Origin of the sequence: Streptomyces sp. Da 82-17 (assembly GCF_046098215.1) — a bacterium.
Taxonomy (GTDB): Bacteria; Actinomycetota; Actinomycetes; order Streptomycetales; family Streptomycetaceae; genus Streptomyces.
In genome coordinates this window covers 66,664-79,674 of sequence record NZ_JBJURH010000007.1, presented here as the reverse complement: position 1 = coordinate 79,674, position 13,011 = coordinate 66,664, and the positions used below count along the sequence as shown (strand labels likewise).

Annotated in this window: 14 protein-coding genes; 3 read left to right on the top strand and 11 right to left on the bottom strand. The window is 72.0% G+C overall.

The genetic code is table 11. The features are described from left to right. Positions 1 to 174 precede the first annotated feature (174 nt). Both ACIDOF_RS14015 and ACIDOF_RS14010 read right to left on the bottom strand, forming a co-directional pair. Positions 175 to 2,070 (bottom strand): AMP-dependent synthetase/ligase, encoded by a 1,896-nt coding sequence (locus ACIDOF_RS14015; RefSeq protein ID WP_409006172.1) that lies wholly within the window; start codon positions 2,068 to 2,070, stop codon positions 175 to 177. 55 nt (positions 2,071 to 2,125) lie between these two features. Next, positions 2,126 to 3,451: an acetyl-CoA C-acetyltransferase gene (locus tag ACIDOF_RS14010; protein ID WP_409006171.1), complete on the bottom strand. Its 1,326-nt coding sequence runs from the start codon at positions 3,449 to 3,451 to the stop codon at positions 2,126 to 2,128. Positions 3,452 to 3,521: 70 nt separating this feature from the next. On the opposite strand from ACIDOF_RS14010, the gene ACIDOF_RS14005 reads away from it, so the two are divergent. Both ACIDOF_RS14005 and ACIDOF_RS14000 read left to right on the top strand, forming a co-directional pair. Next, a complete protein-coding gene (locus ACIDOF_RS14005; RefSeq protein ID WP_409006170.1) occupies positions 3,522 to 4,862 on the top strand; it encodes a 3-oxoacyl-ACP reductase in 1,341 nt (446 codons plus the stop codon). Between the two features lie 2 nt (positions 4,863 to 4,864). Continuing rightward, positions 4,865 to 5,707, top strand: a complete 843-nt coding sequence (locus tag ACIDOF_RS14000) for a MaoC/PaaZ C-terminal domain-containing protein (protein WP_409006169.1) — start codon at positions 4,865 to 4,867, stop codon at positions 5,705 to 5,707. A 12-nt stretch (positions 5,708 to 5,719) separates the two neighbouring features. Here ACIDOF_RS14000 and ACIDOF_RS13995 read toward each other — a convergent pair whose 3' ends face one another. The 9 genes from ACIDOF_RS13995 to ACIDOF_RS13955 all read right to left on the bottom strand — a co-directional run bounded on the left by ACIDOF_RS13995 (position 5,720) and on the right by ACIDOF_RS13955 (position 12,250). Further along, positions 5,720 to 6,361, bottom strand: coding sequence for a TetR/AcrR family transcriptional regulator (locus ACIDOF_RS13995; protein WP_409006168.1), 642 nt, complete (start codon positions 6,359 to 6,361; stop codon positions 5,720 to 5,722). Positions 6,362 to 6,429: 68 nt separating this feature from the next. Then, positions 6,430 to 6,771 (bottom strand): hypothetical protein, encoded by a 342-nt coding sequence (locus ACIDOF_RS13990; protein WP_409006167.1) that lies wholly within the window; start codon positions 6,769 to 6,771, stop codon positions 6,430 to 6,432. A 345-nt stretch (positions 6,772 to 7,116) separates the two neighbouring features. Next, a complete protein-coding gene (locus ACIDOF_RS13985) occupies positions 7,117 to 8,457 on the bottom strand; it encodes a dicarboxylate/amino acid:cation symporter (RefSeq protein ID WP_409006166.1) in 1,341 nt (446 codons plus the stop codon). A gap of 115 nt (positions 8,458 to 8,572) precedes the next feature. Next, positions 8,573 to 8,701 carry a hypothetical protein gene (locus tag ACIDOF_RS13980; protein ID WP_409006165.1) on the bottom strand — a complete coding sequence of 43 codons (129 nt, stop codon included), beginning with the start codon at positions 8,699 to 8,701 and terminating at the stop codon, positions 8,573 to 8,575. 155 nt (positions 8,702 to 8,856) lie between these two features. After that, the gene (locus tag ACIDOF_RS13975; protein WP_409006164.1) at positions 8,857 to 9,153 is read right to left on the bottom strand and encodes a DUF4229 domain-containing protein; all 297 of its coding nucleotides are present in this window, start codon (positions 9,151 to 9,153) and stop codon (positions 8,857 to 8,859) included. Positions 9,154 to 9,218: 65 nt separating this feature from the next. Further along, positions 9,219 to 9,743 carry a GNAT family N-acetyltransferase gene (locus ACIDOF_RS13970; protein ID WP_409006163.1) on the bottom strand — a complete coding sequence of 175 codons (525 nt, stop codon included), beginning with the start codon at positions 9,741 to 9,743 and terminating at the stop codon, positions 9,219 to 9,221. Between the two features lie 10 nt (positions 9,744 to 9,753). Continuing rightward, entirely contained in the window at positions 9,754 to 10,917 is a 1,164-nt protein-coding gene (gene mqnE, locus ACIDOF_RS13965) for an aminofutalosine synthase MqnE (protein ID WP_409006162.1), read from the bottom strand. 41 nt (positions 10,918 to 10,958) lie between these two features. Then, positions 10,959 to 11,414, bottom strand: coding sequence for an Lrp/AsnC family transcriptional regulator (locus tag ACIDOF_RS13960; RefSeq protein WP_409006161.1), 456 nt, complete (start codon positions 11,412 to 11,414; stop codon positions 10,959 to 10,961). 146 nt (positions 11,415 to 11,560) lie between these two features. After that, entirely contained in the window at positions 11,561 to 12,250 is a 690-nt protein-coding gene (locus tag ACIDOF_RS13955) for a UbiX family flavin prenyltransferase (RefSeq protein WP_409006160.1), read from the bottom strand. A gap of 72 nt (positions 12,251 to 12,322) precedes the next feature. Between ACIDOF_RS13955 and ACIDOF_RS13950 the strand changes: the two genes are divergently transcribed. Next, positions 12,323 to 12,934, top strand: a complete 612-nt coding sequence (locus tag ACIDOF_RS13950) for a rhomboid family intramembrane serine protease (RefSeq protein WP_409006159.1) — start codon at positions 12,323 to 12,325, stop codon at positions 12,932 to 12,934. Positions 12,935 to 13,011 lie beyond the last annotated feature (77 nt).

Sequence of the window (13,011 nt, the reverse complement as noted above, 5' to 3'; positions counted from 1 at the left end):
GCACCCTCCGTTAGAGGCTCGCCCCAGCGTAGGCACGCGAGCCTGGGGCCGCCTCCCGAAGACACCCCCAGGGTGCTCCGCCCCCGGCCCCCGCTCCTCAATCGCCGGAGCGGCTCCCGGGGTCCGAGATCGGCTCCCCCGCCGTCGTGGCTGGTCGCGCAGTTCCCCGCGCCCCTATCGGGGCCCGTACAACCCCTCGATCTCCCGCTCGAAATCCGCCTCGATCGCCGCGCGGCGCAGCTTCAGGGACGGGGTCAGGTGGCCCGAGTCCTCCGTGAACTCCTCGGGGAGGACCGTGAACCGGCGGATGGACTCGGCCCGGGAGACCAGCTTGTTGGCCTCGTCGACCGCCTTCTGCAGGGTCTCCAGGAGGTCCGGGTCATGGACCAGGTCAGCGATCGGCACGTCCTGCTTCTTCCGCATCCGGCACCAGTGCGCGACCCCGTCCGCCTCAAGGGTGAGCAGGGCCGCGACGTACGGGCGGTTGTCGCCCACGACCATGCACTGGCCGACCAGCGGGTGCGCGCGCAGCCAGTCCTCCAGGGGCGCGGGCGCGACGTTCTTGCCGCCGGTGGTGATGAGGATGTCCTTCTTGCGGCCGGTGATGGAGAGGTAGCCGTCCTCGTCCAGGGCCCCCACGTCCCCCGTGCCGAACCACCCGTCGTGCGCGGGCCGCACCTCGCCGGACTGCCCGTCCCAGTACCCGCCGAAGACCTGCCCGCCGGAGAGCAGCACCTCGCCGTCGTCCGCGATCCGCACCGCCGTACCGGGAAGCGGCCACCCCACCGTGCCCAGGCGGGACTTGAGGGGCGGGGTGACGGTGGCGGCGGCCGTGGTCTCCGTGAGGCCGTACCCCTCGTAGACCTGGATCCCGGCGCCCGCGTAGAACGCCGCGAGCCGGCGGCCGAGCGGGGAGCCGCCGCAGATCGCGTACCGCACGCGCCCGCCGAGGGCCGCGCGGATGCGCCGGTAGACGAGCGGGTCGTAGAGCGCGCGGGCCGCCTTCAGGGCGAGGCCGGGGCCGGGGCCGGTGCCGTGTTCGGCGGCCTCGACCGCCTCGCCGTAGCGCCGGGCGATGCGTGCCGCGCGGTCGAAGGACGCGGCCCTGCCCAGCTTCTCGGCGGTGGCGCGGCCGGTGTTGAAGACCTTCTCCAGGACGTACGGGATGGCCAGGAGGAACGTCGGCCGGAACCCGGCGAGGTCGGCGAGCAGGTCCTCGGTGCGGATGCTGGGCGCGTGCCCGAGCCGCACCCGGGCGCGCAGGCAGCCGATCGCGACCATCCGGCCGAACACGTGCGAGAGGGGCAGGAAGAGCAGCGTGGACGCCGGGTCCTTGCTGATCGACTTGAAGACCGGGTGCAGCAGCTCGATGGCGTTGTGGACCTCGGCGAAGAAGTTGCCGTGCGTGAGGACGCAGCCCTTGGGGCGGCCGGTGGTGCCCGAGGTGTAGATGAGCGTGGCGGGCGAGGCGGGGCCGAGGGCCGCGCGCCGCCCGTCCACGTCCGCGTCCGGCACGTCCCGGCCCGCCTCGGCGACCGCCGTCAGGTCGGCGAAGGTCCACACGTGCGCGAGGTCGGGGATGCGGTCGCGTTCCGGGCCGAGCGCGGCGGCCTGCTGCCCGGTCTCGACGGCGAGGGCCACGGCCCCGGAGTCCTGGAGGATCCACCGGGTCTGGAAGGCGGACGAGGTCGGGTACACGGGCACGGTGACGAGCCCCGCCGACCAGGCCGCGAAGTCGAGCAGCGTCCACTCGTACGTGGTCCGCGCCATGATCGCGAGCCGGTCGCCGGGCCGCAGACCGTGGGCGACCAGGCCCTTCGCCAGCGCCCGCACCTCGTCGGCGAACTCCTGCGCGCCGACGTCCCGCCACACCCCGTCCGCGCCCTTGCGGCTCAACACGGCCTCGGCGGGGGCCTGTTCGGCGTTGTCGTACGGGATGTCCGCGAGCGAGCCCTCGGTCACGGCGGGTGCGAGCGGCGGCACGGACACCTCGCGGACGACGCCGTCGGTGATCGTCTTGCTCGGCTCCACGAGCGGGGGCGGCGCGGCGGCCGGGGTCTTGCGGGGCACTGGGCTCCTTACGGAAGTCCTGGAGGGGGAAGGGGAGTTGGGGGCGGCGGCGCGGTCAGGCGCGTTCGAGCACCGCCGTGACGCCCTGGCCGCCCGCAGCGCAGATGGAGATCAGCCCCCGTGCGGGCGCGTCCTGTTCGGACAGCAGCTTGGCCAGGGTCGCGACGATGCGGGCGCCCGTCGCGGCGAACGGGTGGCCCGTGGCGAGCGACGAGCCCGCGACGTTCAGGCGGGACCGGTCGACGGGCGCGAGCCCCGCCTTCTCCCAGGCCGCGAGCGTCGCGAGGACCTGCGAGGCGAAGGCCTCGTGCACCTCGACCAGGTCGAAGTCCTCCAGACCGAGCCCGGCCCGCTCCAGCATCCGCGGCACCGCGTACGCCGGGGCCATGAGCAGCCCGTCGCCGCCCTCGCCGGTCACGTCCCCGGCGACGAAGTCGACGGCGGCGGTCTCGTACGCGGTGAGGTACGCGAGCGGGGTGAGGCCGCGCGCGGCCGCCCACTCCTCGTCGGCGAGCAGCACGGTGGCCGCGCCGTCGGTCAGCGGCGTCGAATTGCCCGCCGTCATCGTCGGGTCGGGCCCCTTCGTGCCGAACACCGGCTTGAGCGCGGCGAGTTTCTCCACGGTCGACCCGGGCCGCAGGTTCTGGTCCCGCTCCAGGCCCCGGAACGGCACGACGAGGTCGTCGAGGAAGCCCCGCTCGTACGCCGCGGCGAGCCGCTGGTGGCTGGTGGCGGCGAGCTCGTCCTGGGCCTCGCGGCTCACGCCCCACTCCCGGGCCGTGACCGCCGCGTGCTCGCCCATCGACAGCCGGGTGCGCGGCTCGGCGTTGCGCGGGATGTCGGGGACGAGGTGGCCGGGGCGGATCTGCGCGAGGGCCTTGGCGCGGGCGCCGACCGTCTTGGCCCGCCGCGCTTCGAGCAGGATCCTGCGCAGCCGGTCGTTGACGCCGAGGGGCGCGTCGCTCGCCGTGTCCGCGCCGCCCGCGATCGCGCTGTCGATCTGCCCGAGCGCGATCTTGTTGGCGGCGGCGATCACGGCCTGAAGCCCGGTGCCGCAGGCCTGTTGGACGTCGTACGCGGGGGTGCGCGGGTCGAGGGCGGAGCCGAGGACCGTCTCGCGGGCGAGGTTGAAGTCCCGGCTGTGCTTGAGGACGGCGCCGGCGACGAACTCCCCGACCCGCTCGCCGCGCAGCCCGAACCGGTCGACGAGCCCGTCGAGCGCGGCCGTCAGCATCTCCTGGTTGGAGGCGGTGGCGTACGGCCCGTCGGAACGCGCGAACGGGATGCGGCTGCCGCCCACGACGGCGACCCGGCGGACGGTTCCGCCGCCGACAACTCCGGCTGTGGCCCGACCACTTGGCGCGACTTCTTCGGTGCTCATCTCGACCAGCTCCTGACCCTTGAGTAACCTTACTCACAGGTAAATTTACGTCTGCGCTGGGAGTTGGACAATGGCCGACCGCTATCTGAACTTCACCGGCACCGCGCCCGGCCGCTTCCTGACGAGCAGGCTGGGGTTGCCGCAGCCGGCCCCGCTGCGGCGCTGGTCGGCCGAACACCCGGCCCTGGACGGCCCGTTGCTCCAGCTGACGGCGGGCACGTCGACGCTGAAGGGCCTCGACGAGGTGCTGTCCCGCACCGGCCTCACGACGGCGACCACGACGACAGGCGCCGAGAGGCCCGCCGCCGTCGTGCTCGACGCGACCGGCGTCGCGGACGTCGACGGGCTCGCCGAGGTGCACGCCGCCCTGCACCCCGTGGTGCGGTCCGTCGCGTCCGGCGGCCGGATCGTGGTGCTCGGCGCGGAACCCTCCGCCGAGGACCACCACCAGGCGGCCGTCCAGCAGGGCCTCGAAGGGTTCGTGCGCTCCCTCGGCAAGGAGGCGGGCCGCGGCCGCACGGTCACGCTCGTACGCCTCGTCCGTACCGAGTCCGCCGCGGCCGCCGAGTCGACGCTGCGGTTCCTGCTGTCGCCGAAGTCGGCGTACGTCAGCGGCCAGGTCGTCGAGGTCACCGACGCCGCCGTCGAGCCGGGCGCCGTCGACCGGGAGCGGCCGCTCGCGGGGCGTACCGCGCTGGTCACGGGGGCGGCGCGCGGCATCGGGGCCTCGGTCGCCGAGACGCTGGCGCGGGACGGCGCGCACGTCGTCGCGCTCGACGTCCCGTCCGCCGAGGACGAGTTGACACGGCTCGCCGAGCGGCTCGGCGGTACGGCGCTGCCGCTCGACATCACCGCCGACGACGCGGGCGAGCGGATCGCCGCGGCCGTCTCCGGCGACCTGGGCGGCCTGGACGTGCTGGTGCACAACGCGGGCATCACCCGGGACCGCAAGCTCGCCAACATGCCCGCCGAGCGCTGGAGTCCGGTCCTGGAGGTGAACCTCGCCGCGGTGCTCCGCACCACCGACGCGCTGCTCGCTGCAGGCGCCCTGAACCGGAACGGCCGGATCGTCGCCACCGCGTCCATCGCCGGGATCGCGGGCAACGTCGGCCAGACCAACTACGCGGCGAGCAAGGCCGGGATCATCGGCCTGGTCCGCTCGCTCGCGCCGCGGGCGCTCGCCGAGCACGGCGTCACCGTGAACGCGGTCGCGCCCGGCTTCATCGAGACGAAGATGACGGCGGCCGTCCCGCTGTTCATCCGCGAGGCCGGCCGCCGCATGAACTCCCTTGCGCAGGGCGGCCTTCCGGTCGACGTCGCGGAGACCACCGCCTGGTTCGCCGACCCGGGCTCGGGCGGCGTCAACGGCCAGGTCGTCCGCGTCTGCGGCCAGAGCCTCCTGGGGGCCTGACCATGACCGTCGTACGGCTCACCGCTCCCCCGAGCCTGCCCCCGCTGCTCGCGCGGGGTGCGCTGCTCTCGCCGCTGAAGCGGGTGAAGGCGGGCGCGGTCGCCCCGCCGACCCGGCTGGTCCTGGCGGACGCGCCGGTCGACGCGCGGCGGCTCGCGGCGTACCGGGAAGTGTGCGGTTTCCCCGCGTCGGACGCCGCCCTTCCGGTGACGTACCCGCACGTCCTGGCCTTCCCGCTCGCCATGCGGCTGATGGCCGCGCAGGAGTTCCCGCTGCCGCTGCTCGGCCTGGTCCACACGACGTTCACGGTCGACCAGCACCGTCCCCTCCCACCCGCCGAACGGCCCGAACTCACCGTGTACGCCGAGAAGTTGAGCCCCCACCGGCGCGGCACGGAAGCTCTCCTCGTGACCGAGGCGCGGCTCGCGGGCGAGCTGGTCTGGGAGTCCCGCAGCACGTATCTGGCACGGCACGCCACGTCGTACGAGGACCCGGCCCCCGACACGCGTGCGGAGCCGGACGAACCGCTTCCGGTGAGCGCTGAGTGGGACCTGCCGGGCGACCTGGGCCGGCGGTACGGCGCGGCCTCCGGCGACCGCAACCCCATCCACCTGCACCCGCTCACCGCCCGGCTGTTCGGCTTCCCCCGCGCGATCGCCCACGGCATGTGGACGATCGCCCGCTGCCTCGCGGAACACGGCACGCCGGACACGGCACGGGTACGCGCCGAGTTCAAGGCCCCCGTACTGCTGCCGGGCCGGGTGGCGTACGGGGCGGACGGCGAGCGGTTCGAACTGCGGGGCCGGGGCGGGCGGCTGCACGTCAGCGGGGCCGTCCGGGGCTGAGGGCGTTCACCCTCAGCGGGGCGGGGACCAGGGCTCGCCCCGCATGAGGTTGCCGAGGCCCGCCCAGGCGAAGTTCATCAGGGTCGTGGCGGCCTCCTTCGCGGAGACGCCCTCCGTGGTGTTCGCCCACACGGCGAGCGCCTCGGCCGCCCCGACCAGCGCCTCCGCGAGCCCCGCGACCTCGCGCTCCGGAAGCGAGGGGTTGCGGTGCGCCTCGCGGGCCGCCTCCGCGATGAGCAGCGTCACGAACGCGACGATCTCCTCGCGCATCCCGGCGACCTCGCGCGCGAACGGCTCACCCTGCGTACGGGCCTGGGTGTGCAGGACCGCCCAGCCGTCCGGGTGCTCGGCCGTGTGCGTGAAGAACGCCCGCAGCCCGGACCAGAGCTGGGCGTCGGCGGGCTCCCCCGGCGTGACCGACGACCGCACCGCCTCGACGAGCCGCGCGGACTCCCGGCGGATGCAGACCGTGAACAGCTCTTCCTTGGAGTTCAGGTACAGGTAGACGAGCGGCTTGGACACCCCGGCGAGCTCGGCGATCTCGTCCATGGAGGCGGCCCGGTACCCACGCTGGGCGAAGGTCCGCACGGCGGCATCCATCATCTGCTGTTCCCGCACGGCACGCGGCATCCGCTTGCCCTTCACAGCGCCCACGCCGGCCGCCCTCCCCGATCCACGATTACTCCTCGGTAAGCCTACGACCCCGGGTTCCCGCACCCCACTCACAACGGCAGCAGATCCGGCCACCACGCAGGCACGTTGCCCGGCCCGCAGAAAGGCGAGGGATACCCGTCGGGCGCGTGCAGCCACGCCATCACGCCCCACACGAGCAGCGCCGACCCGAGCAGCGCGACGACGGTTCCGACGGCTCCGAGCCGCGCCAGTACGAGCCACCACCAGAGCCCGGCGACCAGGCTCAGGCCGAGGAACACGAAGGCCAACCCGAACGAGTTCGCGGCCGCGTTGATCCCGATGTCACAGTCCCGCCAGGCCCGCCCCAGCAACAGCACCCCGACGACACCGGTGCCCACCCCGCCGACGCCCACACCGACAGCCCGAACCATGCGCCCCCCAACATTGGACTTTCCCCACCCCGCCCCCTCCCGAAATCCTGCAAAGCTTCGGGGGCTCCGCCCCGGACCCCCGCTCCTCAAACGCCGGAGGGGCTGGATTGCCAGGGACCAGCGAGGGACTGGCCTCAGGTGCCGCGGAGAGGCCGCCCCTCAGGGGCGCGGGGCTGTGACATCAGCGGCTCCGCCGCGGGGCGCGACCAGCCACGACGAACCCGCACCGGGCCACCGAGAGATCGCCCCACGGCGAGACGCACAAGGCCACCCGCAACCCGCGCAGAACGAACCGCGCCCCGGACCCAAGTATCCAGGTCCGGGGCGCGGTTCAGGCGCGTGATGTCAGGCGGGAACCGGAACCGCCTGAGGCTCCTCCGCCGGCTCGGCGTCCGGCTCGTCGATCGGCGACGCCGACGCGCTGTCGTACGCCTTGCGGTCCAGGATGTTCTCCCGGGCCGCGACCAGGATCGGGATGACCGACTGGCCGGCGACGTTGGTCGCGGTGCGCATCATGTCGACGATCGGGTCGATGGCGAGCAGCAGGCCGACGCCCTCCATCGGCAGGCCGAGGGTGGACAGGGTCAGGGTCAGCATGACCGTGGCGCCCGTCAGACCGGCGGTGGCGGCGGAGCCGACGACGGAGACGAAGGCGATGAGGATGTACTCCTTGATGCCCATCTGCACGTCGAAGATCTGCGCGACGAAGATCGCGGCGATCGCCGGGTAGATCGCGGCGCAGCCGTCCATCTTGGTGGTGGCGCCGAACGGGACGGCGAAGGAGGTGTAGTCCTTCGGGACGCCGAGCCGCTCGGTGACCTTCTGGGTGACCGGCATGGTGCCGACCGAGGAGCGGGAGACGAAGGCCAGCTGGATCGCGGGCCAGGCGCCCTTGAAGAACTGCAGCGGGTTGACCTTCGCGACGGTCGCGAGCAGCAGCGGGTAGACGCCGAACAGGACGATGGCGCAGCCGATGTAGATGTCCGCGGTGAACGTCGCGTACTTGCCGATCAGGTCCCAGCCGTAGGTGGCGATGGCGAAGCCGATGAGGCCGACGGTGCCGATCGGGGACAGCTTGATGACCCACCACAGGGCCTTCTGCAGCAGCGTCAGAATCGACTCGCTGAGGCCCAGGATCGGCTTGGCCTTCTCGCCGACCTTCAGGATGGCGACGCCGGCGACGGCGGCCATGAAGACGATCTGCAGCACGTTCAGCTCGGTGAACGGCGTGACGACGTCGGTCGGGACGATGCCGGTGAGGAAGTCGATCCAGGTGCCGGCGCTCTCCGGCTTCGCGCCGTCCTTCGGGGTGAGGCCGGTGCCGGCACCCGGGTTGGTGAGCAGGCCGATCGCGAGGCCGATGACCACCGCGATCAGCGAGGTGATCATGAACCAGAGCAGGGTGCGCGTCGCCAGGCGCGCGGCGTTGTTGACCTTACGCAGGTTGGTGATCGACACCAGGATGGCGAAGAAGACCAGCGGCGCCACGGCCAGCTTCAGCAGCTGGACGAAGATCGCGCCGACCTTGTCGAGGGTGGTGACGAGCCAGGAGACGTCTTGGCTCCGGGCCAGCCAGCCGAGCAGGACGCCGAGGACGAGACCGGTGACGATCTGCGCCCAGAACGGGACCTTGGGTATTCGGAAGCCGGACGGCTTCTCGGCGGCGGCGGGGGAGTTCGCGGACACGGACACACTCCGGTGAAGACGCGTGGGCAGGGACGTACGTACGTGGACTTGCACGTGACTTGCGTGGAGCGGCGGCCGCTGAGAACGGCGCGGCGCCGCTGCATTTCGATGTCGCTCAGACGCGGCAACAGGCCGCGGACATGCAGCGGCAGAGATCGACGTGCAGCCGCGCGACGAGCGGAACGCTCGCCGAGCCCACGAGCGGACCGCTCAGGGCGTTGCGGGGCGCGACTGCTGTCTTCATGGCGATTACATTAACACCGGAACTTTGAGTACATCAAAGGGCTCCTTTGGGGAGGATTTCCGGCCACCACCCCGTGAAGAGGCCTGAACATGCAGGCACCCCGGCCTCCGAGCGGATGCTCGGACACCGGGGTGCCGCTGTGTCTGTGACGAGAGTTACAGCTCGCGCACGCCGTCCTCCATGCTGCGGTTGTCCGCGAGCCGGGACTTGGCGCGGTCGACCTTGCCGGCGATCTGCTCGGACATCTCCTCGCGCTGGCCGCGGAGCAGCACGAAGCTGAGCGGCGCGGAGACGACGATGGCGAGCACGAGGACCCACAGCAGGTTCGAGTCGCCGAGGCCGCGCGGCAGCACGCCGATGTAGACGAGGCCCCAGATCGCGAAGAAGCAGGCGGCGAAAATACCCAGCCGCATCGCGGTGTACCGGACGGTGGCGCTCGGCTTCGGTGCCACGGCTCGCCTTCTTCCTTCTCGTACGTGTGGGGGTGTCCGACTAGTGAAGCACGCCCGCAAATGGATCAGACGAGCGGGAGCCACATCGTGACGTCCTCGCGGTCGTCGCCCGGCGCCACCCTGATCGCGGACGGCACCCGGCCGACCTCCTTGTAGCCGCAGGACTCGTAGAACCGCTCCAGGCCCTCGCCGCCGCGGCAGGTGAGGCGGATGCCCTCGATCCCGTCGAGCGAGCGGGCGGCGTCCGCGGCGGCGGCCATCAGGTCGCGGCCGTACCCCGCGCCCTGGTGGGCGGGGTGCACCATCACCGTGTAGAGCCAGAGCCAGTGCCGCATCAGGCGGTGCGTGTTGAGGGCGAGGAACGCCGTCGCCGCGACGGCGCCGTCCTCGTCGTACCCCACGAGGAGTTTCGTGCGGCCGTCCGCCATGGCCTGCAGGTGCTTCAGCCACTCGGGCCGCACGGTCTCCTCGGTCACCGGCGGTACGAAGCCGACGGCGCCGCCCGCGTTGGTGACGTCCGCCCACAGCCGGAGGACGCCCTGGGCCAGCTCGGGGCCGACCCGGGGCTCGAACTCGAAACGCAGTGCCATGACTTGAGCCTCAGAAGCGCATCGGCTGCGGTGCCTCGCGGCGCTCCGGGTCCGGGCCCTCGTACTCGCGGATGATCTCGTACCGGGTGTTGCGCTCGACCGGGCGGAAGCCGGCGTCGCGGATCAGGTCGAGGAGGTCCTCGCGGGTGAGCTTGTTGGGCGTGCCGTAGTTGTCGGCGTCGTGCGTGATCTTGTACTCCACGACCGAGCCGTCCATGTCGTCCGCGCCGTGCTGCAGGGCGAGTTGGGCGGTCTGGACGCCGTGCATCACCCAGAAGACCTTGACGTGCGGGACGTTGTCGAAGAGCAGCCGGGAGACCGCGAAGGTCTTCAGGGCCTCGGCGCCGGTCGCCATCTGCGTGCGCGCCTGCAGCTTGTTGCGGACCTTGCCGTCCTGCATGTCGACGAAGTCGTGCTGGTAGCGCAGCGGGATGAAGACCTGGAAACCGCCGGTCTCGTCCTGCAGTTCACGCAGCCGCAGGACGTGGTCGACGCGGTGCCGGGGCTCCTCGATGTGCCCGTACAGCATCGTGCTCGGGGTCTTCAGGCCCTTCTCGTGCGCGAGGCGGTGGATGCGCGACCAGTCCTCCCAGTGGGTGCGGTGGTCGACGATGTGCTGCCGGACCTCCCAGTCGAAGATCTCGGCGCCGCCGCCGGTCAGCGACTCCAGGCCGGCGTCGATCAGCTCGTCGAGGATCTCCGAGGCGGGCATGCCGGAGATGGTCTCGAAGTGGTGGATCTCGGTGGCGGTGAAGGCCTTCAGCGAGACGTTCGGCAGGGCTTCCTTGAGGGCGCTCAGCGAACGCGGGTAGTACCGCCACGGCAGGTTGGGGTGCAGGCCGTTGACGATGTGCAGCTCGGTGAGGTTCTCGCCCTCCATCTCCTTGGCGAGCTTCACCGCCTCCTCGATGCGCATCGTGTACGCGTCCTTCTCGCCCGGCTTGCGCTGGAACGAGCAGTACGCGCAGGACGCGGTGCACACGTTCGTCATGTTGAGGTGCCGGTTGACGTTGAAGTGCACCACGTCACCGTTCTTGCGGGTGCGCACCTCGTGGGCGAGGCTGCCGAGCCAGGCCAGGTCGTCCGAGTCGTAGAGGGCGATGCCGTCCTCGCGGGTCAACCGCTCGCCGGCCAGAACCTTCTGCTCAAGTTCCCGCTTGAGTCCCGCGTCCATGCCTCAACAACCTCTCTACGACAGCTCCGCCCACGTTACTGCTAGACCTCTTCGGGCAGTTCCCCGACCCGGTTCTCCCACTTGGTGGAGAGCACGATCGTGGTCCGCGTGCGCGAGACGCCCTTCGTGCCGCTCAGCCTGCGGATGGTCTTCTCCAGGCCGTCGACGTCGCTCACCCGGACCTTGAGCATGTACGAGTCGTCACCCGCGATGAACCAGCAGTCCTCGATCTCGCTGAGGTCCTTGAGCCGCTGCGCCACGTCCTCGTGGTCGGCGGCGTCGGACAGGGAGATGCCGACCAGGGCCGTGACGCCGAGGCCGAGCGTGGCGGAGTCGACGGTCGCCCGGTACCCGGTGATCACACCCGCCGCCTCCAGGCGGTTGATGCGGTCGGTGACGGAGGGGCCGGAGAGGCCGACGAGCCGGCCGAGTTCGGCGTACGAGGCCCTGCCGTTCTCCCGCAGGGCCTGGATGAGCTGCCTGTCCACCGCGTCCATATGCCTGGCGCCTTCCATTGTTCAGCGATGCCACGAGTCATAGATCCGTAGGTCAAATCTAAGGCACACAGGATCCCATTCCTGTGATTCTTTTACCAGACCCCCGAGGATCTTTCAGATTCCAGGAGAAAATCCAAGATTCGAGATCAGCTCCGCTGCGAGCCGCCCCCACCGAGCTCCCCCTCCCAGCGGCGGTACAGCCCGTGCGACACCCCCGCCGCGTCGAGCGCCCGCCCGGCGACGAAGTCCACCAGGTCCTGGATGTGCGTCGCCCCCGCGTAGAACGCCGGCGAGGCGGGCAGCACCGTGGCGCCCGCCTCGTCGAGCGCCACCAGGTGCTTCAGCGTCTGGCCGTTCAGCGGCGTCTCCCGCACCGCGACGACCAGCTTGCGGCCCTCCTTGAGGGTCACGCTCGCCGTCCGCTGCAGCAGGTCCTTCGACAGTCCGAGCGCGACTCCGGCGACACAGGCCGTGGAGGCGGGCACGATCAGCATCCCGCGCGTCGGGTACGAGCCGGACGACGGGCCCGCGGCGAGGTCGCCCGCCGCCCAGTACCGCACGTCCGACACGTCCGCCGGGGCGAACGCGTCCGGCTTGCCGTCCGCCCCGCGCGCCAGCCACTCGCGGAGGTCGTCCTGCCAGTGGGCGTCGCGGAACGAGATGCCGGTCTCGTCGAGCAGCGTCAGCCGCGAGGCCCGGCTGACGACCAGGTCCACGCTCTCGCCCGCGGCGAGCAGCGCACGCAGCACGGACGCGGCGTACGGCGTGCCGGACGCGCCGGAGACACCGACCACCCAGGGTCGGCGCTGCGGGGTGTGTTCGGGTACGGGCTGCACGCCACGAGCCTATCCGCAGGGCCGGAACCGGGCAGACCCCGCCGGGCGTTGAGCGGACAGGAGGCGTTTGTCATGGCGTACGCACACCCCGTACCGCAACGACCGCAGCGTCCGGGTCCGCCGTCCGGCCGGCGGCGGGCGGTGCTCGCCGGCTGCGTGCTGGCGGCCTGGGTCGCCCTGCTGTGGCTGCTCGAAGCCGTCGACGCGCTGAGCGGCCACGCCCTCGACGAGCACGGCATCACGCCGCGCGTCGCCGGCGAGCTGTGGGACGTGGTGCCGGCGGCGTTCCTGCACTTCGGGTTCGACCATGTCGCCGCGAACAGCGTGCCGCTGCTGGTGCTCGGCTTCCTGGCGGCGCTGTCGGGGCTGCGCCGATTCGCGGCGGTGGTCGCCGTGATCATCCTTGCCAGCGGGCTCGGCGTCTGGTTCTTCGCGCCCGCCCACTCGCTGACGGCGGGCGCGTCCGGGGTGGTCTTCGGCCTCTTCGGCTACCTGCTGGTCCGCGGCTTCGTGGACCGCCGCGCGGTGGACGTCCTGATCGGCGTCCTCGTCCTCGCGGCCTACGGATCACTCCTGTGGGGCGCGCTGCCGACAGCGCAGGGCGTGAGCTGGCAGGGCCACTTGTTCGGACTGCTGGGCGGGGTGCTTGCGGCGGTGGTGTTCCGACGCGGACGGCCCACGTAGGCCCTCCCAGGGGGGCTCCGCGCCCCCGGCCCCGACAGGGGCGCGGGGAACTGCGCGACCAGCCACGACGGCGCGGC